The organism is Vreelandella xerophytica (genome assembly GCF_968048975.1).
This window is the reverse complement of record NZ_OZ309106.1, coordinates 670030-691481: the sequence shown is the minus strand read 5'-3', so window position 1 is coordinate 691481 and position 21452 is coordinate 670030. Positions and strand designations below refer to the sequence as shown.

The 21452-nt window shown below is 60.4% G+C and carries 21 protein-coding genes; 6 read left to right on the top strand and 15 right to left on the bottom strand.

Annotated features, from left to right (window positions below; all coding sequences use genetic code 11):
* Positions 1–6: 6 nt before the first annotated feature.
* Complete coding sequence (locus ACWF8S_RS03280; RefSeq protein ID WP_447555400.1) at positions 7–939, bottom strand: alpha/beta hydrolase fold domain-containing protein; 933 nt, start codon at positions 937–939, stop codon at positions 7–9.
* A 235-nt stretch (positions 940–1174) separates the two neighbouring features.
* On the opposite strand from ACWF8S_RS03280, the gene ACWF8S_RS03275 reads away from it, so the two are divergent.
* Complete coding sequence (locus ACWF8S_RS03275; protein WP_447555399.1) at positions 1175–1567, top strand: hypothetical protein; 393 nt, start codon at positions 1175–1177, stop codon at positions 1565–1567.
* 86 nt (positions 1568–1653) lie between these two features.
* Here ACWF8S_RS03275 and exaC read toward each other — a convergent pair whose 3' ends face one another.
* From exaC to puuE, 9 genes are all read right to left on the bottom strand, one after another.
* Positions 1654–3174, bottom strand: coding sequence for an acetaldehyde dehydrogenase ExaC (gene exaC, locus ACWF8S_RS03270; RefSeq protein WP_447555398.1), 1521 nt, complete (start codon positions 3172–3174; stop codon positions 1654–1656).
* Positions 3175–3290: 116 nt separating this feature from the next.
* The gene (locus ACWF8S_RS03265; RefSeq protein ID WP_447555397.1) at positions 3291–3545 is read right to left on the bottom strand and encodes a hypothetical protein; all 255 of its coding nucleotides are present in this window, start codon (positions 3543–3545) and stop codon (positions 3291–3293) included.
* 33 nt (positions 3546–3578) lie between these two features.
* The gene (locus tag ACWF8S_RS03260) at positions 3579–6182 is read right to left on the bottom strand and encodes a TRAP transporter permease (RefSeq protein ID WP_447555396.1); all 2604 of its coding nucleotides are present in this window, start codon (positions 6180–6182) and stop codon (positions 3579–3581) included.
* Between the two features lie 170 nt (positions 6183–6352).
* The gene (locus tag ACWF8S_RS03255) at positions 6353–7333 is read right to left on the bottom strand and encodes a TAXI family TRAP transporter solute-binding subunit (RefSeq protein WP_447555395.1); all 981 of its coding nucleotides are present in this window, start codon (positions 7331–7333) and stop codon (positions 6353–6355) included.
* Positions 7334–7705: 372 nt separating this feature from the next.
* Entirely contained in the window at positions 7706–8230 is a 525-nt protein-coding gene (locus ACWF8S_RS03250; protein ID WP_447555394.1) for a DUF192 domain-containing protein, read from the bottom strand.
* Positions 8231–8244: 14 nt separating this feature from the next.
* A complete protein-coding gene (gene pyk / locus ACWF8S_RS03245) occupies positions 8245–9720 on the bottom strand; it encodes a pyruvate kinase (protein ID WP_447555393.1) in 1476 nt (491 codons plus the stop codon).
* Positions 9721–9808: 88 nt separating this feature from the next.
* The gene (locus ACWF8S_RS03240; protein ID WP_447555392.1) at positions 9809–10300 is read right to left on the bottom strand and encodes an ureidoglycolate lyase; all 492 of its coding nucleotides are present in this window, start codon (positions 10298–10300) and stop codon (positions 9809–9811) included.
* A 30-nt stretch (positions 10301–10330) separates the two neighbouring features.
* A complete protein-coding gene (locus ACWF8S_RS03235; RefSeq protein ID WP_447555391.1) occupies positions 10331–11161 on the bottom strand; it encodes a bifunctional allantoicase/(S)-ureidoglycine aminohydrolase in 831 nt (276 codons plus the stop codon).
* A gap of 12 nt (positions 11162–11173) precedes the next feature.
* Positions 11174–12121, bottom strand: a complete 948-nt coding sequence (gene puuE, locus ACWF8S_RS03230) for an allantoinase PuuE (protein ID WP_447555390.1) — start codon at positions 12119–12121, stop codon at positions 11174–11176.
* 258 nt (positions 12122–12379) lie between these two features.
* Between puuE and ACWF8S_RS03225 the strand changes: the two genes are divergently transcribed.
* The 3 genes from ACWF8S_RS03225 to ACWF8S_RS03215 all read left to right on the top strand — a co-directional run bounded on the left by ACWF8S_RS03225 (position 12380) and on the right by ACWF8S_RS03215 (position 16171).
* Positions 12380–13135: an aspartate/glutamate racemase family protein gene (locus ACWF8S_RS03225; RefSeq protein WP_447555389.1), complete on the top strand. Its 756-nt coding sequence runs from the start codon at positions 12380–12382 to the stop codon at positions 13133–13135.
* Positions 13136–13285: 150 nt separating this feature from the next.
* Positions 13286–14647: an NCS1 family transporter gene (locus ACWF8S_RS03220; RefSeq protein WP_447555388.1), complete on the top strand. Its 1362-nt coding sequence runs from the start codon at positions 13286–13288 to the stop codon at positions 14645–14647.
* A gap of 54 nt (positions 14648–14701) precedes the next feature.
* Entirely contained in the window at positions 14702–16171 is a 1470-nt protein-coding gene (locus ACWF8S_RS03215) for an NCS1 family nucleobase:cation symporter-1 (RefSeq protein WP_447555387.1), read from the top strand.
* 132 nt (positions 16172–16303) lie between these two features.
* On the opposite strand, the gene ACWF8S_RS03210 is transcribed toward ACWF8S_RS03215, so the two are convergent.
* Positions 16304–17200, bottom strand: coding sequence for a DMT family transporter (locus tag ACWF8S_RS03210; RefSeq protein ID WP_447555385.1), 897 nt, complete (start codon positions 17198–17200; stop codon positions 16304–16306).
* A gap of 130 nt (positions 17201–17330) precedes the next feature.
* Here ACWF8S_RS03210 and ACWF8S_RS03205 point away from each other — a divergent pair, with 130 nt between their 5' ends.
* Positions 17331–18227, top strand: a complete 897-nt coding sequence (locus tag ACWF8S_RS03205) for a LysR substrate-binding domain-containing protein (RefSeq protein ID WP_447555383.1) — start codon at positions 17331–17333, stop codon at positions 18225–18227.
* 65 nt (positions 18228–18292) lie between these two features.
* Here the strand turns inward: ACWF8S_RS03205 and ACWF8S_RS03200 are convergent, their stop codons facing one another.
* Together ACWF8S_RS03200 and uraH are read right to left on the bottom strand one after the other, a co-directional pair.
* Positions 18293–19015 (bottom strand): GntR family transcriptional regulator, encoded by a 723-nt coding sequence (locus ACWF8S_RS03200; protein WP_447555382.1) that lies wholly within the window; start codon positions 19013–19015, stop codon positions 18293–18295.
* A 43-nt stretch (positions 19016–19058) separates the two neighbouring features.
* Entirely contained in the window at positions 19059–19412 is a 354-nt protein-coding gene (uraH, locus tag ACWF8S_RS03195; protein ID WP_447555381.1) for a hydroxyisourate hydrolase, read from the bottom strand.
* Positions 19413–19527: 115 nt separating this feature from the next.
* Between uraH and uraD the strand changes: the two genes are divergently transcribed.
* Entirely contained in the window at positions 19528–20085 is a 558-nt protein-coding gene (gene uraD, locus ACWF8S_RS03190; protein ID WP_447555380.1) for a 2-oxo-4-hydroxy-4-carboxy-5-ureidoimidazoline decarboxylase, read from the top strand.
* A gap of 83 nt (positions 20086–20168) precedes the next feature.
* On the opposite strand, the gene ACWF8S_RS03185 is transcribed toward uraD, so the two are convergent.
* Both ACWF8S_RS03185 and ACWF8S_RS03180 read right to left on the bottom strand, forming a co-directional pair.
* Complete coding sequence (locus ACWF8S_RS03185) at positions 20169–20525, bottom strand: phasin family protein (RefSeq protein ID WP_447555379.1); 357 nt, start codon at positions 20523–20525, stop codon at positions 20169–20171.
* Positions 20526–20666: 141 nt separating this feature from the next.
* Positions 20667–21359 carry a glutathione S-transferase N-terminal domain-containing protein gene (locus ACWF8S_RS03180; protein ID WP_447555378.1) on the bottom strand — a complete coding sequence of 231 codons (693 nt, stop codon included), beginning with the start codon at positions 21357–21359 and terminating at the stop codon, positions 20667–20669.
* Positions 21360–21452 lie beyond the last annotated feature (93 nt).

The following is a 21452-nucleotide window of genomic DNA, read 5'->3' as shown; positions in this document are numbered from 1 at the left end:
TAAAGTCTAATCCGCGCTCTCTGCCTGCGCCGCTGTCTCTCGATTCAAGAACGCGATGGCCGCCTCGATGGCCCCGCCGCGCAGTAGAAAGCTGCCGATATGCCCCCGGCCGTGCTGCAGGTACAGCTCGGCGGGGGTGCCCTGGGCCTGCAGCGCTTGATAGAAATCCCGGGCGTGATCGACCGGCACCAGACGATCGCGATTGCCGTGGAAGATGAAAAACGCCGGCGCCTCGCGGTCGATCTGGCGCGCGGGGGAAGCTAGCGCGTACGCCTCGGGCACTTCATTGCGAGTACCGCCAAGTAGATCGATCACCAGAGGCCCGTCGTCGAACTTGAGAAGATCGCTTGGCAAGCCCCCGACCGCCACTGCGCGCAGCCGGGTATGCTCGCCGCCGTAGGGTTCGGCAAGCGGCCCTTCGGCGCCGGCCAGGGCGAGAAGGCTTACCAGATGAGCGCCGGAGGAGTAGCCCACCCCCACGATCCGGTGGGTATCGATACGCCACTGCTCGGCGTTCCGATGAATCCACGCCATCGCCTGCTGCAGGTCATGAAGCTGGGCAGGGAAACGGTACTCGGGAGCAAAGCGGTACTCGATGTTGACCGTCACAAACCCTTGCGCCGCCAGCTGACGGGCGACTTTCTCCATATCCTGCGGGCTTCGTCCGCGCCAGCCGCCACCGTGCACGATCAGCGCCGCCGGGCGCAGGCGCGTATCTTGCGTCTGTGGCAGGCGTACCCGGGCGGTCAGCGGCGCAGGCCAGTCGCTTGGGGTGTAGCGCTGAGGGGCCAGGGTGGCGGCGCGAATGGCGGGGCGCTCGACCGTATTCGCCAGGGCAGGTTCGCCGCTCGTGGCAATATGAGTGGCGCCGCAACCGCCCAGCAACAGCGCCAGACTTCCCGCCCCCAACGAACGGCGGATCGCACGAATAGCCTGCATCGATAACTCCTTTTATCCTTTTCCGCGTCGAGCCCAAAATAACGCGGCAATCCATGAACGTCACAGTTATTGCACACTTCGTGCAACGGTTTTACACCCCGGCATCCAATACTCAAGGTGTCGATCAGGCGACAGGCGATTTATCCCAAGCGCTTGTCGCTTCAAGGCTCTACCGAGCTTTGTATAAAGTTTTACCGAACCCTATAAAGCTCCACTGAACCCTGAGAGGTATGTCATGACATTTTCCATTCGTAAACTCGCCGCCCCCGCCCTGCTCACCGCCGCCTTGATGCCTCTGGCGCTGACCGCGCAGGCGGGTTCACACCATGAAGGTGAAGGCCGCGAGCAGATGCGCGAACACATGCAGGAGCAGCGCCAGCAAGTATATCAGCGCGCCGAGATCAATGAAGAGAAGCAGGAAGCGCTCAACGAGGCCAACGCCGAGTTCTATGAGGCAATGAAGGAGCTGCGCGATGAGCACAAGGAGCGCGTAAGCGAGATTCTGACCGATGAAGAGCAGGAAGCTCTCAAGGGCGCCATGCGCGACGTCCATGACGAGCGTCGCGCTGAGCGTGGCAACCGCGGCCACGGTGACGACGACAACGAAGACGCGATCACGACTCAGTAAGCCTGCACGCAAGCCCATTGCGTCATACGACAACCCGGCCAATGGCCGGGTTGTCGCGTTTAACACCGCGCCTGGACGGCGTATTTCTAGAAAAAGCCCATCGGGTTGATATCGTAGCTCACCAGCAGGTTCTTGGTCTGCTGGTAGTGTTCCAGCGCCATCTTGTGGGTTTCACGGCCCACGCCGGATTTCTTGTAGCCGCCGAACGCCGCGTGGGCCGGGTACTGGTGGTAGCAGTTGGTCCACACGCGCCCCGCCTGAATGCCACGGCCCATGCGAAACGCCACGTTGATGTCGCGACTCCACACCCCGGCGCCCAGGCCGAATTCGGTGTCGTTGGCAATCGCCAGCGCTTCTTCCTCGTCCTTGAAGGTGGTCACCGAGACGACCGGGCCGAAGATCTCCTCCTGGAAGATGCGCATCTTGTTGTTGCCTTTCAAAATCGTCGGCTCGATGTAGTAGCCGCCGTCATAATCGCCTTCGATGCTCGCCTTGTTGCCCCCGGTCAAAAACTCCGCGCCCTCCTCCCGGGCCACATCCATGTAGGACATGATCTTGTCGAACTGCTCCTGGGATGCCTGAGCGCCGACCTGGACGTCGGTATCCAGCGGATTGCCGCGCTTGATGGCCTTGGTGCGCTCGAGCACCCTGGTCATGAAGTCATCAAACATGCTCTCCTGCACCAGCGCACGGGACGGGCAGGTGCATACCTCGCCCTGGTTCAGAAACGCCAGGACCAGTCCTTCCACCGCTTTATCGATAAAGGTGGGCTCGGCGTTCATGATGTCGGCGAAGTAGATGTTGGGGGACTTGCCACCAAGCTCCACCGTGGAGGGAATGATGTTCTCGGCGGCACACTTGAGAATATGCGAGCCCACCGGCGTGGAGCCGGTAAAGGCGATCTTGGCGATACGCTTACTGGTGGCCAGGCTCTCGCCCACCTCTTCGCCAAAGCCGTTGACGATGTTGACCACCCCGGGCGGCAGCAGGTCGCCGACGACCTTCATCAGCTCGAGAATCGAGGCCGGGGTCTGCTCGGCGGGTTTGAGCACCACGCAGTTGCCGGCGGCAAGCGCGGGCGCGAGCTTCCATACCGCCATCAGGATGGGGAAGTTCCAGGGAATGATCTGGCCCACCACGCCAAGCGGCTCGTGGAAGTGATAGGAGACGGTGTTGGCGTCGATATCCGCCGCACTCCCTTCCTGGGCGCGAATGCAGCCGGCGAAGTAGCGGAAGTGGTCGACCGCCAGGGGAATGTCGGCATTGAGGGTTTCGCGCACCGCCTTGCCGTTGTCCCAGGTTTCCGCCACCGCCAGAAGCTCCAGGTTCTGCTCGATACGATCCGCCATTTTCAGCAGGATGTTGCTGCGCTCGGCGGCGGAGGTCTTGCCCCAGGCAGGGGCGGCCTGGTGGGCGGCATCGAGCGCCTTTTCGAGATCTTCATCGCTTGAACGGGGAATTTCGCAGAACACCTGTCCGTTGACCGGACTGAGATTATCGAAATACTGCCCCTTGGCCGGCGCCACGAACTCCCCGCCGATGTAGTTACCGTAGCGTTTTTCAAAGGTGACGACGGCGCCGCTGTCGCCTGGGTTCGCGTAGATCATGGTAAGGCTCCTGAGCATTATGATTATTAAGACTACCCGCTCAGTGTTGGATACTTACCTGCTAAACGAAATCAGCCAATGGTAGGGGATACCGGCATCAACAGAGGATGCAGGTATCAGTAGAGGGCCCCAAAAAAAGAGACAGCCGAAGCTGTCTCTTGAGGTGAGCCGTCCCCGATGACGCTCTGGGTCTGAATGTCATCGGGCACGTGCTCGGCAATGAACGTCGCTTGTGCCTCCTTCATCGAGACGTGGGCCTTGTGCGAAAAGTCTTTCGGAAAAAAGGCCCCGACCATCGGCATGGTGAACTCCGACAACACGCAGACCAGATGCAGCGACGCCCCGAAAGTCTGGCAAAGCGTCGCCGCCACGGGCAGCAGGATTTTTAGTACATCATGCTTCCCCTAGGCGTTGGCGGGCGTGTGGTCTGGCGTCTGTTTGCCGCGACGACGGCGCTGCATCAGCACCACGAGTGCAAAGAGCCCCAGCGCCGGCAGCCACATCCACTCCTTGGTCCAGCGGTCCACCGGGGCGAGCACCTCGACGATCTCCTGATCGAAGTCCAACCCGAGATCCGCCGCCGGGCTTCCGAACTCGACAAAGTCCACCAGCGTCTGGTCGCCATCGGTATAGAGCTCGATACCCAGGTTTTGAAGCCGCTCTTCGCCGGTGTTGCCATCGGGCACCGGTATCAGCAGGTAGGTGGTCATGGGCGAGCCGTAATCGTCCTCCCCGGCAATCTGAATGCGCAGGTTGCTGCCTGCCTCCACCTGCCCCAGTGCATCGGCAAACTGCGCCGGCGGCACCGACTCGTAAGGATCGTGAATGCGATCCATCCAGAACCCGGGGCGGAACAGCGTGAAGGCGACCAGCAGCAGCAGCAGCGACTCATACCAGCGGTTGCGGGTAATGAAGTAGCCCTGAGTGCCGGCGGCGAAGATCAGCATGGCGATGGTGGCGACAATGAAGATCAGCACCCCTTGCGCCACGGTCACGTCGATCAAGAGCAAGTCGGTATTGAAGATGAACAGAAACGGCAGGGCCGCGGTACGCAGGCTGTAGTAGAACGCCTGGAAACCGGTACGCAACGGATCGCCTCCGGAGACCGCCGCCGCGGCAAAGGAGGCAAGCCCCACGGGGGGGGTGACATCCGCCATGATGCCAAAGTAGAACACGAACAGGTGCACCGCGATCAGCGGCACGATCAGCCCGTTTTGCTGGCCCAGCATCACGATCACCGGTGCCATCAGCGCCGATACCACGATGTAGTTGGCGGTGGTTGGAAGCCCCATGCCCAGAATCAGGCTCAGCACCGCGGTAAGCAGCAAGATGACCATCAGGTTGCCGCCGGAGAGAATCTCGACCACATCCGCCAGCACCAGGCCCACGCCGGTCTGGGAGACCGCACCGACCACGATCCCTGCCGTGGCGGTGGCGATACCGATGCCGATCATGTTGCGCGCACCGGTCACCAGGCCATCCCAGAGATCGAAAAGGCCCTCCTTGATATCACCCGCCAGACGGCTGCGACCCCGGAAGAGCGCAATGATCGGGCGCTGGGTGACCATGATGAAGATCATGAACATGGTGGCCCAGAACGCTGAGAGCCCGGGCGACAGACGCTCGACCATCAGACACCACACCAGCACGATGACCGGCAGAATGTAATGAAGCCCGACCATGACCGTCGGCCGGGTCTGGGGCAGCTTCAACACTTTGGAGTTGGGGTCATCGATCTCGAGCTCCGGGTAGCGGGCGCCGATTTTCAAAAGCCCGATATAGACGAGCGCCAGGCCCACGGAGACCACCCAGGGCGTCGCTTCACCGAGTACCGGCTTGAGCCAGCCAAGCCCGTAGTAGACCCCGATGGAAAGCCCCATCAATAACAGCAAACCGGTGAGAAAGCCGATCACCTTGTTCAGCAGCGGGCGCGCCGGGTTGCTCGAGGGCAGCCCCTTCATGTCCGCCTTGAGCGCTTCCAGGTGCACGATATAGATCAGCGCGATATAGGAGATCAGCGCGGGCAGAAACGCGTGCTTGATGACCTCGACATAGGAAATGCCCACGTACTCGACCATCAAGAACGCCGCCGCCCCCATGACCGGCGGCATGATCTGGCCGTTGACCGACGAGGAGACTTCCACCGCGCCGGCTTTCTCGGCGCTGAAGCCCACCCGTTTCATCATGGGGATGGTAAAGGTACCGGTGGTCACGGTATTGGCAATCGAGGAGCCTGAAATCAGCCCGGTCATGCCCGAGGCGACGACCGCCGCCTTGGCCGGGCCGCCCTTGAAGTGGCCCAGCATCGAAAAGGCCACCTTGATGAAATAGTTGCCCGCCCCTGCCTTATCCAGCAGCGCGCCAAACAGCACGAACAGGAAGACGAAACTGGTGGAGACGCCGAGTGCGATCCCGAACACGCCCTGGGTGCCCAGCCACTGGTGGTTGATCAACCCGCCCAGGCTGACGCCGCGGTGGGCAAGAATACCGGGCATGTAGGGCCCGAACAGCGAATAGGCGATAAACACGGCCGCCACGATCATCAAGGGCGGCCCGAGAGCCCGCCGGGTCGCCTCCAGCAGCATGATGATGCCCACCACGCCAACCACGATATCCTGGGTGATGGGGCGCCCTGCCCGGCCAGCAAGGTCAGAGTAGAAAACAAACAGGTAAGCGCCGCAGAAGGCCGCCACGGCCGCAAACAGCCAATCCTGTACCGGCACGCGGTCACGCGGTGAGCGCTTGAGCGCCGGGTAGGCCATGAAGGCAAGAAAGAGAGCGAAGGCCAGGTGAATCGAGCGCGCCTCGGTTGCACTGAACACGCCAAACCTCACCATGTAAGGCAGCGGCGAGGCGATCCAGAGCTGAAACAGCGACCAGGCCGCCGCGATACCGACCAATAACTTTCCAGGCGCGCCCAAGGGTTTTCTCGCGCCGGTATCGCTGGAGGCGACCATATCCTCCAGGTCGCTGCCTCCGGCGGCCGTGGTTTTTCTTTCATCTTGCATACGCTTGCCCTTTTAGGTCCGCGCTGAGCATCAGCACTTGCCATCCGTACAGTCCACGATATGTACATTCAATGATATGTACATTCAACAAAAGCGCGGACACCCAGGGTGCCCGCGCTTTGCGTATTACTTATCGGCGCTATCGGTCATGACCTTTAGCACCCGAACACTTACTCGATCCAGCCGCGCTCGCGGTAGTAGCGCTCGGCACCCGCATGCAGCGGTGCGGTCAGGCCGTCAGAGATCATGTCTTCTTCGTTCAGGTTTTCAAACGCCGGGTGCAGACGCTTGAAGCGGTCGAAGTTCTCGAATACGGCTTTTACGGTTTCGTAGATCACGTCTTCATCCACGTTGGTGGAGGAGACGAACGTCGCCGCCACGCCGAAGGTCTCGACGTCTTCGTCGTTACCCCGATAAAGACCGCCCGGAATCACGGAGCGCGTATAGTAAGGATACTCTTCGATCAGGCTATCGATTTCATCACCGGTCACCGATACCAGACGGGCGTCGATGGTGGTGGTGGCTTCCTGAATGGAGCCGTTGGGATGGCCTACCACGTAAACCATGGCGTCGATGTTGTTATCCGAAAGCGCGGCGGCCTGTTCGGCGGCGTCAAGCTGGGAGGCGAGTGCGAAGGTGCCTTCGTCCCAGCCAAAGGCGTCCATGACCACGTCCATGGTGTTGCGCTGGCCGGAACCGGGGTTACCGATGTTCACCCGCTTGCCGGGGAAGTCGCTGATGTTCTCGATACCGGCATCGGCACGGGCGACCACGGTCAGAGGCTCACCGTGCATGGTGAACACGGAGCGCATCTCTTCCCAGGGACCTTCGCCTTCGAAGTTGGCTTCCCCGTTGTAGGCACGGTACTGAACGTCGGACTGAACCACGCCCATATCCAGATCGCCATTTTTCATGCCGTTGACGTTGGCCACCGAGCCACCGGTAGACGGCGCGTTACAGCGGATGCTGTGCTCTTCGCTGCCGCGGTTCACCATGCGACAGACCGACTGGCCCACTACGTAGTAAACACCGGTCTGGCCACCGGTACCGATGGTGATGTAACGTTCCTGGGCAACGGCCGGGCTGGCAAAGCTTGCCGCGGCAATCAACGCGCCTGAAAAGGCAGCGGTGGAAAATACATGGCGCTTCATGGACACACCTCTTTATCTTTTGTGAGCATTATTCGCTTTGAACCACCCGCACAGCAGATCCTTGGGTATATAAGTTCAAAACGTTTACAAGTCAGTCTGTTGCCTCTGCCTGCTTGCGCGGCAAGGGCGTTTTACTCTAGCGAAAAAAACGCCGCTTGGCGAAGGTAGCATAAGTGCGCTTTGCACTTTTGACAGGCTACCCGCTTTTCTCCGCGTTTAATACGCCTTGATCGGCATCGCCCATACCTCAAGCTTATAGCGCTTCCCCACCATTGATGTCCACCATGGCATTAGTATAAGAAGCCTTTTTTTAAACATACGTTTAGCGACGCGTTTATTTTAAACGTTACTCTTCGACTGTGTTGTCACTTGTCACTCCGGCCGGCAGAACCCGGCCAGCGCCGGGACGGAGACGCAGTCGCCCACCCCGATGCCGCGCTCTTCGAAATAGCCCGCGTTGACCTCGAGGGCCGAGTAGTAAGGGGCGCCGGCCGGATACACCGGACACTCCCGAGCAGTGGTGGCGTCGCAAGGCGGCATGGTATTGATCGCCACAATGCGGCCTTCGTCGTCGATGAAAGCGATATCCAGCGCGATCAGGGTCTTGAACATCCAGAAGGCGTTATTGGCGGGCTGCTCGTTTTCAAAACGAAACAGCATGCCGCGCGCCTCGGGCAGCTGCTCGCGGCCCATCAGGCCCTGCTGGCGCTGGGAGACCGTTTCGGCCACTTCCACATCAAGGCGATGCGGGCCCTGCTCGGTATGGATAGTGAGCGGCAGTGTAGAGGCGGCGGTTTGCTCGTCTGCGGCAAAGACGCTCAAAAGCGGTGAGGTCACGCTGGCCAGCAGTGACACCCCTATCGCGGCCTTGATCAGTTGGCGACGCGTTGTGTTCATGGTGATTCCCTCGGTCAGGCACTGACGTGCTGGTCGGTGATCGACATCACCTTCATGGTGTTGGTACCGCCGTGAGCGTTCATGTGATCGCCGCGAGTCAGAATCACGTGATCACCGGGCTTGGCCACGCCCTGCTTCACCAGCACTTCAAGCGCCCGATCGTTGAGCTCGGTGGCGCTCATCTCGCTGGTATCGAAGGGCAACGAGACCACGCCCCGATAAAGCGCCATGCGCCGCTGGGCGATGGGGTTGTGAGCAAGCCCCACGATAGGCAGGCCCGAGCTGATCCGCGAGGCGATCAAGGGCGTGTAACCCGAGGAGGTCATGCAGGCAATCGCCGCGACGCCTTTTAGATGGTTGGCGGCGTACATCGCCGATAGCGCGATGGTTTCATCGGCCTGGGTAAAACCCTCGTGAATGCGATGGCCGGACTCCTGGGCGGAGCGCTCGCGCTCGGCGCCCAGACACACCCGCGCCATCGCCTCGACGGTTTCCAGCGGATAGTCGCCGGCAGCGGTCTCGGCGGAGAGCATGACCGCATCACTGCCATCGAGCACGGCGTTGGCCACGTCGAACACCTCGGCGCGGGTGGGAAGCGGCGCCGAGATCATGCTTTCCATCATCTGGGTCGCGGTAATCACCGCGCGGTTCAGCGTGCGGGCGCGCTTGATCATGCGCTTTTGCACGCCCACGAGCTTGGCATCACCAATTTCCACGCCCAGATCGCCACGAGCCACCATGACCGCTTCCGAGGCTTCGATGATGCCGTCAAGCGTTGCCTCGTCCGCCACCGCTTCGGCGCGCTCCACCTTGGCGACCAGGCCGATATCCTTGCCCGCGTCACCCAAGAGCCGGCGCGCTTCGAGCATGTCGTCGGCGTGGCGGGGAAACGAGATCGCCAGATAATCCACGCCGATCTCGACGGCGGTCTTCAAATCCTGCTTGTCTTTTTCCGTCAGCGCCGGAGCAGAGAGCCCGCCGCCCTGCTTGTTGATGCCCTTGTGGTTGGAGAGCTTGCCGCCTACCACCACCTGGGTGTGTACCTGCTGCCCCTCGACGCGGGTGACATCGAGCACCACGCGGCCATCATCGAGCAGCAGGCGATCCCCTGCCGTAACGTCCTGAGCCAGCGTCTTGTAGTCGCAGCCGACTTTTTCGGCGTCGCCTTCGTCGCTGTTCATGGCCATGTCCAGAATGAACGCCTTGCCCTCTTCAAGCGTGACCGCCCCATGCTTGAAGCGCGCGATACGAATCTTGGGACCTTGCAGGTCGCCCAGAGCGGCCACGCTGCGGCCAAGCTGGGCGGCAATCTCGCGCACGCGCTCCAGCCGGCGGCGGTGATCATCGGCGGTGCCGTGGGAGAAGTTGAGGCGTACCACGTCCACTCCCGCCTTGAGCATGGCTTCCAGCACGCCTTCGCGGTCACTGGCGGGGCCGAGCGTGGCAACAATCTTGGTACGGCGAAGGGGAGTAGCGGTGTGGGGGCTCATACGGTTCCTGCGCAGTCGTGAAGTAAGGTTTCAGCTTACCAAAATAATGTGACGGATAGGGGGTAACCCACGATGAGCCACCCCGAAGCTACTCGGCAAGGGTGACGGTGATATCCAGAGGGTGTTCGTCACAGTTGTTTCCCTCACCGCCCCGGTCGATTACCAGAAACTCGCCTTCGCGCTCCAGCACCGAATTGATCGCGTGCCAGGTGCCGGCCCGGTAGTTCACACCCTGGCGGCCATCGGTGACAAAGGCGCGCACCTGGTCTGGCTGAATCTCGTCACCTGATGGCGCGACCACGATGATGAAACGTTCGTCGTGCAGCGGCATGAAGGCCTGGCTGCCCTGGGGGTGGCGCTCCAGAAAGGTCAGCGCCAGAGGCAGTGTGATGGGCTGGCTGACGAAGATATTGATCAGCGTATGGGCGCTTTCACCCAGGGTTTCCACCTTCGCCAGGTCGTGGTGGCGCTGGGTGCGCCCGGCGTTGATGGCAAACGAAGTTGAGTCGCGTGCATCGATGACCTCGCCGAAAGGCGCGAAGGCCTCACGGGTCAACGGTTCAGCGGTGAGTGTCAGCATGTTGGCCTCCTCAGGGCTTTTTCTTTCGCTCTAGCGAAAGAGCTTGAGCTTCGCGTGGCGGTTGACGTCCTTGTAAAGCAGGTAGCGAAACGGCCCCGGGCCGCCGGCGTAGCAAGCCTGAGGGCAGAAGGCGCGCAGCCACATGAAATCCCCCGCTTCGACCTCCACCCACTGCTGGTTGAGGTGATAGACCGCCTTGCCTTCCAGCACATAAAGGCCGTGCTCCATCACGTGGGTTTCATCGAAGGGAATCACGCCGCCGGGCTGGAAATTGACGATGGTGACGTGCATATCGTGACGAACGTCATTGGGGTCGACGAAGCGAGTGGTCGACCAGCGCCCTTCGGTGCCGGGCATCTCAAAAGGTGTGATCGCCTGTTCGTTGGTGACGAAGGCCTCGGGCACCTCGAGACCCTCCACATACTCGAAAGCCTTGCGAATCCAGTGAAAACGCACCGGCGCCTGGGAGTCGTTACGCACTCGCCACTCAACGCCCGGCGGAATGAACGCGTAGCCGCCCGGTGCCAGGGTATGGCGCACCCCGTCAAGGGTCAGCGAAAGTTCGCCTTCGACCACGAACAGTACGCCCTCGGCCTCCGCTTCCGGCTCGGGCTTGTCGCTTCCGCCACCGGGCTGCACTTCCATGATGTATTGAGAGAACGTCTCGGCAAAGCCCGAAAGCGGCCGCGCCAGCACCCAGGCACGTGTGCCCTGCCAAAACGGCAGATTGCTGGTCACGATATCGCGCATCACGCCTTTGGGAATCAGCGCAAAAGCCTCGGTGAACATCGCGCGATCAGCGGTCAACTGGGTTTGCGGCGGATGGCCGCCCTGGGGGGCGTAGTAGCTGGGTTTATTCATGACATAAGCCTTTTAGAGTACGGGCGACGGGTGGTGCTCGGCCCAGTGGCGGGCGATATCCACACGCCGGGCGACCCAGACGCGGTCGTGCGCTTCGATATGATCCAGAAAGCGCTGCAGGGCGCGAAAGCGGCCCGGGCGACCCAGCAGGCGACAGTGCATGCCGATCGAGAGCATCTTGGGCGCTTCTTCCCCTTCTGCGTAGAGTACATCAAAGGCATCGCGAAGGTAGCTGAAGAAGTGATCCGAGGTGTTGAACCCCTGGGGCGAGGCGAAACGCATATCGTTGGTATCCAGCGTATAGGGTACGATCAGATGGTTGTGATCGCTCCCCTGGCTGTCGGTTACCCGGGCCCAGAAAGGCAAGTCGTCGCCGTAGTAGTCGCTGTCGTACAGGAAGCCGCCTTCGTCGACGATCAAGCGCCGGGTGTTGGGGCTGTCGCGTCCGGTGTACCAGCCCTCGGGCTTCTCGCCGTAAAGGCGTTCGAATATGTCCATGGCTTTTTGCAGGTGCTCGCGCTCGATGTGTTCGGGCACTTCCTGATAGTGGATCCAGCGGTAGCCATGACAGGCAATTTCGTGGCCCAGCTCCTTGAACGCGTGGGCGACGTCGGGATTGCGCTCCAGCGCCATGGCCACACCAAACACGGTCAGCGGCAGCCCGCGGCGTTCAAACTCGCGCAGGATACGCCAGACCCCGGTTCTGGAGCCGTACTCGTAGATCGATTCCATGCTGAGATGGCGCGAGGTGTAACTCGCCGCACCAATGATCTCGGAAAGAAACTGCTCCGAGCCCACATCGCCATGCAGCACGGAGTTCTCCCCGCCCTCTTCGTAGTTGAGCACGAACTGCACGGCGATTTTCGCCTTGCCCGGCCAGTTGGCATGGGGCGGCGTCTGGCCATAGCCGATAAGATCGCGCGGGTAGAAACTGGTGAGTTGTTCGTTGCCGGAAGCCATGGAATCTCCTTGTTGTTTATCGGACAGCCTTCTTTGTATACAAAGTAACGATTTCCGGGTATCGCCGCAACGTACTGCTCGAGCGCCTGACCATCTGACGAAGGCGCTCGTCAGGCGGATGAATAGCGTACTAAGCCTTAGCTTGCTAAGCGTGTCTCTACCACGATAGTCCAAGCCCAAAAGAGTTGCGCTAGGCTCCAAACCGCCCTATTTTCGTATACAAGATGCCTATTATCGTTTACCTGCGAGCCGCCCACCGTGCATATACGCATTATCAATCCCAACACGACCGCCTCCATGACCCAGGCCATTGAACGAGCCGCTCAGGCTCTCAAGGGCGCAAACACCGTCATCAGCGCCACGCAGCCCGAAGCCGGCCCGGTGTCGATCGAAAGCCACTTCGATGAGGCGATCAGTGCGGTAGGCGTGGTGGAGGAAGTGCTCAAAGGCGAGCGCGAAGGCGGCATCGATGCCTATATCGTGGCCTGTTTCGGCGACCCGGGGCTGCTGGCTGCCCGGGAGCTGACCCGTGCGCCGGTCATCGGTATCGCCGAGGCGGGGCTTCATATGGCCACGCTGATCAGCACACGCTTTTCCATCGTCACCACCCTGGGGCGTACTGGCATCATCGCCGAGCACCTGCTGGAGCAGTACGGTTTTCGCCACCACTGCCGGCGGATTCGCGCCGCGGAAATTCCGGTGCTCGATCTCGAGCACGACCCGGACGCCGCCTTCAAGCGCATCGTGGCCGAATGCTGCCGCGCGCGGGATGAGGACGGCATCGGCGCGATCGTGCTGGGCTGCGGGGGCATGGCGAACCTGACCCAGGCGATCAGCCGCGAAGTGGGCCTGCCGGTGGTGGAAGGCGTCAGCGCCGCCTTGAAGCTCGCCGAGTCGCTGGTGGACCTTGGTCTGAATACCAGCAAACACGGCGATCTGGACTACCCGCGCCCGAAAGCCTTTACCGGCAAGTTCGCCGAGCTCTCCGAACTGCGTTTGCCTCCCAACCAGTAGCAAGCAGCAAGCAGTACCGTTCGACTCATGAAAACGCCAAACCAATAACAATCATACGATAACCAGCACCGTAAGCACGCCACGCCGCAAGCGTCGCCCGAAACACCCGGGCAAAACTATAACGTCTATAAATCTTGCGAGGACGGTACGATGAGTACGTCTGGATTGACCTCAGAGGCATCAAACCCGCCGGCTGACGCCGGTCACAAGGCCCTGGGCGCCGAGAGTCTGGCGCCGCAGCAAACGCGCATCATGGGCCGCGGCTCCTACTTTCTGGCCTGGTTCGGGGGATGCGTGTCGATCGGCACCTTCGCCATGGGTTCGAGCGTGGTGGGCACCCTCAACCTTTTGCAGGCAACGCTTGCCATCGCCATCGGCTGTTTCGTGATCGGTGTGGCGCTGGCGATCAACGGGGCCGCCGGCTACAAGTACGGCATTCCGTTCATGGTGCAGGCACGCTCTGCCTTCGGCTTTACCGGCACGCGCATTCCAGGGCTTGTGCGCGCGGTCCCCGCCGTCGTGTGGTACGGCTTTCAAAGCTGGATCGGCGCGGGGGCTCTCAACATGGTCTCGGCTACGCTGTTCGGCTTCGACAACCTGGTCTTTTTCTTTATCACCTTTCAGCTTTTGCAGATTGCCCTCTCGGTGACCGGGTTTCAGGGCATCAAATGGCTCGAGAACATCGGCAGCGTCTTCATTCTCTGCTCGCTGACCTACATGTTCTACGCCACGGTACAGCGCTACGGCGATGAGCTTTCGGCAAGCCTTTTCACCATGGAAGGCTCCTGGGGCATGCCGTTCTGGGGTGCGACCATGCTCTTTCTGGGCATCTACAGCACCATGATGCTCAACGTCAGCGACTACGCGCGCGAGCATAAAAAGGGCACCGGCGGCGGGCTCTTGACGACCATCTACGCCATGTCGATTTTGCCCTGCACGCTCTTCATGGGGCTGATCGGTTACATGGTGTCCGAGGCCACCGGTACCGCCGACCCCATTCAGGTGTTCGCCAACGCCGTGGACAACACGCCGCTTTTGATGACGACCCTCCTGTTCATCGCCTTCGCTCAGGTGACCACCAACGTGCTCAACAACGTGGTGCCTCCCACCTACGTGCTGATGGACGTCTTCAAGATGCGCTTCCCTACGGCCACGATCGTGGTGGGTCTTTTAGCCTTTGCCAGCTTCCCCTGGAAACTGGTGCAGCCGGAATCCGCAGCCGGCCTTCAACTGTTCGTGCAGACCTACTCTGCCTTCCTGGGCCCCATCTTCGCGATTCTGGTGGTGGACTACTACGTGATTCGCCGCCGCACGCTGGATATCACCAAGCTCTACGACCCGGAAGGCCCTTACAAGGGAATCAATCTTGCCGCGGTCATCGCCATGGCGGTAGGGATCGTCGCGGCGCTCATGTTCTCGGCGGTTTCCTGGTATGCAAGTCTGATTCCCGCCGGGGTCGTCTATTATCTACTCATGACCTACTGGCCCACCTGTCAGCGATTCAGCCAGTAGGCAACTGTTCACCTGCCGCCCCAGGCGGCAGCTTCTCGACCCAAGGACGCGATAATGAATGAGAAGCCGCTCACCCCTGAGCTCGATATAAAGCGGATCGACCCAAGCCTCTATAACGAAGACTTGGCGCCCCTCAAGCCCGAGGCGCGCAGTTGGGGTGCATTCGAGATCTTCAATGTCTGGTCCAACGATATTCAAAGCCTGTTTGGCTACACCCTGGCTGCCTCGCTGTTTCTTAGCTACGGCTTGAACGGCTGGGCAGTCATGGCGGCCATCATTCTGGCCAGCGTAATCGTGATGTTTCTGGTCAACCTGACCGGTAAACCCAGCGTCAAGTACGGCATCCCCTTTCCGGTCATGGTGCGGGCAAGCCTTGGCGTACGCGGGGCCAACCTGCCTGCGATGCTGCGCGCCATCGTGGGGATCTTCTGGTACGGCGTACAGACCTACTTTGCCTCGACGGCGGTGGCGCTGTTGATTACCGCCTTCGTGGGCGATGTTGGCGGCGGCGAGTTCCTGGGGCTCTCGCCAGTGGCCTGGGTCTCGTTCGTGATCGTCTGGCTTTTCCAGATCGCGATCTTCTGGCAGGGCATCGAGCGCATCAAGCACTTTCTCAACTGGGCAGGCCCGATGGTGTACGTCGTCATGCTGGTGCTGATGGGGGTGGTCTGGTATCAGGCAAGTGGCGAACTGCTTCCCGCCGTCGATACCATCTTCAGCGGTAGCGGCGAGCCCAGCGGCGGTGCCGTCGCGGCCTTTTTTGCCATCGTCGGCACCATGGTGGCCTACTTTGCCGCCGTGGTGATCAACTTTGGCGACTTCACCCGCTTTGTCAAAAGCGAGCGGCAAATGAAGCTGGGCAACCTGTTAGGGCTGCCGCTCAACGTGGCGTTTTTCTCCTTCATCGCCTTGATCATCACCGCCGGCACCCTGGTGCTGTTTGGCGAGGCGCTGACCAACCCGGCGGATATCGTCGAGCGGGTGGACTCCTTGCCGCTGACCATCGTGGCCGCGCTGACCTTCTTCGCCGCCACCGTGGGCATCAATCTGGTGGCCAACTTCATTCCGCCGGCTTATGATCTGGCCAACCTGTTTCCCAGCAAGATCAGCTTCAAGACCGGCGGGTTGATCACCGCGATCATCGCGTTCTTCGTGGGCGCGCTGTGGGTCTCGGTCATCAGCGAGATCGGCGTGGCGGGCTTCGTGAACGCGCTCGGCGCCATCGTTGCCCCGTTCTACGGCATCATCGTGGTGGATTATTACCTGATCAAACGTCAGCACCTGAACATGCAGGAGCTTTTCTCATCCAAACCCGGCGGCGCCTACTACTACGTGAAGGGCTGGAACAAGCGCGCGCTGGTCGCCTTCGTGGGAGCGGCCTTGTTCTCGCTTTCCACGGTGCTGGTACCCGCGCTTTCCGGGCTCGATGGCTACGGCTGGCTGATCGGCGCTGGTTTGGGCGGGCTGATTTACTTCGTGCTAATGCGCCGGTTCAGGGTGGAGGAGCCCGCTGCCACTTCTTGAAACACCTGAGGTAACGCCACGCTCAGGCTAAAAAAAGCCAGCGGCTTGAAAAACGCTACCGGTACGGTACTCCCCGGTGGCGTTTTCTATTGAAAAGAGGATGAGCAGAACACTCTGCACCCCGCCAGGCTTTTATTGGCGCTCGCGCGCTGGCCCAAAGCGAGGCGCGATCACCAGGCAAACGCCGGTGATGGTCATTACGCTGCCGATGATTTGTGCCGAGGTGACGCCGTAGCCGAACACCGCATACCCGAGCAGCATGGTCGCCACAGGGAGTAAATTGAGCGCCAGTGATGCACGGCTAGGGCCCACCAACGCCACCGCCCGGTTGTAGCAGACGAACGCGACCAACGACGGCCCCAGACCGAGATACACCACCGCGCCGAGTGTCGCGCTATCCAGACTCAAGGTCGGCTCGAGCATCCAATACTCTACCCACGCCAGGGGTAAAAGCACCAGCACGCCGATCGCCGTCATGGGAGGAAGGCTTGCATAGATAGGTAGAGTTGCCCACCAGTGCCTGACCGCCAGGGAGTAAATGACCCAGCAGGCGATCGCCAACACCATGATGGCGCTGCCCGCGCTTGCGTTATCGAGCGCCTGAGCGGGCTCCCCTTTCGTCACGACCCAGATAGCCCCCACTACGGAGAGCAACACGCCGGCCCACTGCGTGCCCCTCAACCGCTCCTTGAAGATGAGCGCCATGACGACGGCGGTGGCGACGGGAATGCCGGTTTCGAGTACGGCCACGCTATTGGCGCTGGTGGTGGCAAGCGCGGCGTAAATGAGCGCCTGGAAAAGCGCCATACCCATGACGGCCATGATGGCAAGCGCTCGCCACTGACTGATCAACCGATATCGCCAGCGCCAGCTGGCTACACCGAAACAGCACGTAGCCGCTATAAACGCCACTCCCATGCGCGCGGTGGCCAAGGCAAAAGGTGGAAGACTGCCGGTCGCCGTCTTGCCGACCAACAGATTGCCGGAGAAGAACATGACGACCGCTAAGAGATAGAGGGTGGCGCGCATTGCACGGGTACCTTTTCATGGTGAGGGCAACATGTAACCCTATCGGGTCGATGCTCTCGAAAAGGTTAACGGGATCCCCAGGGTGTCTCCATGGAGTTTTATTCAAGGTGTCTTTAAACGAGCTAAAACCATGAAATATCTTGTTCATTTGCAAACCTTTTTGCTTGTCGCCAGGACCGGCAACCTCACTCGTGCCGCCAAATGCCTGTGTATTACGACCGGCGCAGTTAGCCTGCGGCTCAAGGCGCTCGAAGAAAAGGTGGGCACTGCATTACTCAAACGACACAGCCAGGGGGTCTGGCTCACACCTGAAGGCGAAGCGCTTTATAGCCGCGTCGAGCGGCATATGGTGGCGATCGAGGAGGCCCTTTATGAGGTGAGTGATGACCACCGACCGTTTACCATCAGCGTAATGCCTTGGCTTGCATCGAGCTGGCTCATGCCAAGGCTTCACCGCTTTACCCATGCACACCCGGAAGCGGTGATCCGGGTCGAAACGAGTAGTGCACTTGCTGATCTAAAAGGCGGTGAGGTCTCGGCAGCCCTTCGCTTTGGCCAGGGGAAGTGGCCCGATACGCAAGCCGAACACCTTTTCGATGAGTGGATCGCGCCGGTCGCCCACCCCGCCCTGATCGAGCGCCTCGAACTGAAAGTCGACCGGCCGGACCAGTGGCCATTACTCAACGACCCCGATGACTGGTGGCCGCTCTGGTTTGCTCATCATCGGAAAAGGCACGGTTCGATGGCCGCCGCAAAGCCTAACGCGCTGACAGGCGTCAATTTGCAGGACGCCAACACACTGGCGGAAGCCGCCAGTACGGGCTGGGGCGTCATTCTCGGACGCTCCACCCAGATCCATTCGCTTCTCGAAGAGAAGAAGCTACAACTTTTAAGCGATCGATGGATAAAAGCACCGCGTAGCCATTACCTGGTGCGCGCGAGCAAGCGCGAGGCATCTCCTCTTTTCAATGCGTTTCACCAGTGGCTCCACGCCGAGCTCCAAGCTCACGTTACGCCGGCCCATTGAGAAGCCGACAAGACTTATCGGAGCCCGCCAAGGGATTATGCTCACCTCTCTTTAAGTCTTTACGGTTAACGCTGGTCTGCGAATATCTGCTGCAAATCCGGTACGCTCTCCTCTTCGTCCACCATGGAAAGCGACGCTTCGATCGCTTTCAGGTGGCGGCTCATGAACGCCTGGGCGCGCTCGGCGTTGCCGGCTTCCAGGTAATTGATGAGATCGTCATGGTCGTGGGATTCGCAACCCAGATGGCCGCGATGGCCGTAGACCGCCAGAATCAACGAGGAGCGCGAGCAAAGGCGCTCGACAAACTCGGCAAGGGTCGCGTTGCCGGATAGCTGGGCCAGGCGTACGTGAAAATCCGCCGACAGGCGAATGGCCACACTTTGCTGGCCGCCGCGTAGCGCCTGACGCTCGTCTGAGGCGATGGCGCGAAGTTCGATGGCATCGGCCGGGGTCAGCCGGCGCGCGACATCGCGCATGAGCCCGCACTCCACGAGCTGGCGGGCATCGAACACGTCCTTGGCTTCCTCGGCGGTGGGTCGGGTGACGCTGGCGCCGCGCCGGGGTGTGAGGGTCACCAGCTGTTCTAGTGACAGGCGCTGGAGGATCTTGCGAATGCCGGTGCGGCTGATACCGAACACTTCAGACAGCGCGTCTTCACGCAGGCGCGCGCCGGGCTTGAGCCGATGCTCCACTATGGCATCGCTTACCGCGCGATAAATCGACTCGTGGCGCTCGTCGCCCTCCTTCTCGAGCGGACGTCGTTTAATCGTTGGCTGGTCTGCACTCATGGCCTCTCCTTGCGGTCATTGACGTAACGCCTCGCCGTGACGCTTAGCTGCCGCGATAGGTCGAGTAGCCGTAGGGAGAAAGCAGTAGCGGTACATGATAGTGCTGGGTGGCGTCGGCGACGCCAAAGCGCAGCGGAATGACGTCCAGAAAGCGTGGCTCGTGTGCTTCGACGCCGTGGGTGCGCAGGTAGTCGCCGGCATGGAAGACCAGCTCGTACTCACCCTCCTGGAAGTCTTCGCCTTGCAGAATCGGGCCATCGCAGCGACCGTCGCTGTTGGTCACCACGCTGCCCAGGTGCTCCCGAGTGCCGGCGGAAATCCTGAATATCTCGATGGTAATGCCTTCGCCGGGCTGTCCTTTAGCCGTATCCAGTACGTGGGTGGTTAGCCATCCCATAGCTGCTCCTTGATGTTCCGGGGTCTGGGTCACTTGACCTATAGGTCAAAGATAACGGGTGATACTATTGATTGTATACGCTAATGTCCTCGACGTACGTTATGGAGAATGCGCTGTGCCCCACTCTAAAAACGAAACCTTCCCCCCCTTGTCCCCTGCCCCCAGCCAATGCAGCCTTCAGGCGTTTTTGGACCACTACGGCGATATCTTCGAACACTCCCCCTGGGTTGCCGAAAACGCATGGCAAGAAGGGCTGGACGAAACCCACGATGGCCCGGCGGCGCTTGCCGAAAAAATGGGCAGCGTACTGTTGAAAGCCGCCCCCGAGCGACAGATCGAGGTGATTCAGGCTCACCCGGATCTGGCCGGCAAGGCCGCGATGGCCGGCGACTTGACCGCCTCATCCAAAAGCGAGCAGGCAGGCGCGGGGCTTGATCAATGCTCGGCCGACGAGTTTACGCGCTTTGAAGCGCTCAACAGTGCCTACAAGGAGACATTCGGGTTCCCGTTCGTGATCGCCGTCAAGGGGCTCGACCGCTTTGCTATTCTCGATGCCTTTGAAAGGCGTCTGAACAACCCGCTTGAGATCGAGCGCCGCACGGCGATAGAGCAGATTGTTCGTATTGCCCGCTTTCGCTTGATAGCCCTTGGCGAACAGGCAGCCAGAACGTGAGCGCTTTTGTTTCACCCACCAAACGTTTGTTTCGCCCACTAAAAAGCCGCGCTTCAGCGCGGCTTTGAAAACGGCTGCCCTGATTACTTGTTAAGGGTATCGGCCGCTTTTTGAGTGTTCTCTTCAGCCATCTTCTGGCTGTCTTGCATGAAATCCTGACCGATGGAAGTCACTTTTTCGGAGTCGCCCTTGATGCGCTCCATGAAGTCAGACGCTGTTTTCTGCTGGGTCTGCATCGCACGCTTGAAGCTGTCGGCGTCTTTCACATCCAGCCAGGTACGGGCCTGGGAAATACTCATGTCGGAATAAGCGCGAGCAGCGTCCATCTGGGCGCTTACAAGGCGCTCGTAGTAGTCAAGCGCTGCCAGCGTGTATGAACGCATGGGTGATACCAAAGCCGACTCGAACTGCTGCTTGGTGTTTTCTGCGGTCCTATCCATCACATAACCTCCTGATAAGTTAGCGATTCGACACGCATGGCTGGGCGGTCGATAGCAAAGCGAATGCCTTAGCTACCCTCAAGCTAGCAGCGCCTTTTGTGCAGCGCAACATAATATTTGTAACACCCCCGTCCGCTATCGCTATATATCGCGAACGGTAAGCGCTTTTCCGGCGATACCTTCATGAACTTTCAACATTTTTTCAAACCAGATCGCGACGGGCGCGCCTTTCTCGAAAAGCGCTTCCTGCGATACCACATGCGCCCACATCATACTGCCAAACAGCAGATAGTCGGCGCCGGCGGGGGTCTGGCCGTCGATAAAAGGAGACGTGTCCAGAAGCGCCTCGACCGGTGCGAGCACCTTGTCAAGCTGCTTGCGCCCCTCCTCGGGGTTGTGCACCTCTTCCAGGCGCATCTTGAAATTGGCCTCCCGGGTTTGCCGGAAGTAGTCGCGGTCATCGGGGTGAATGGCAGCGAACAGATCCATGGCCACGATGCGAAAAAGCGCGGGAGCGACGCTGCGCTCGACAAACAGCTTGAAAAAGAGCGCGCGCTGGTAACCCGCCCCTTCTCCGAGAACCGGGGCTTCGGGATAGGTTTTATCCAGATAGCGCATGATCTCGAAGCTGTCGGTCACCACCGTTTCGCCATCTACCAGTACCGGCACCTTGTCGTGGTGGGCAAAGGCGATCTTGTCCTTTTCCTGAAAGCGCCAGGGCTCCGTGCGAAAGGCAAGCCCCTTATGCGCCAGCGCCATATGCACACGCCAGCAGTAGGGTGAAAAACGCAGCCGCTCGTCGCGCCCGCACAGGTCATAGACAATACGCTCCATCGGATTACCTCTCTTGTGAACTATACCAGCCAGCATGGCGCCCATGATCGCTTCACGCAAGCGGCAAGGATTGACTGCCGGACGCTTTACTCA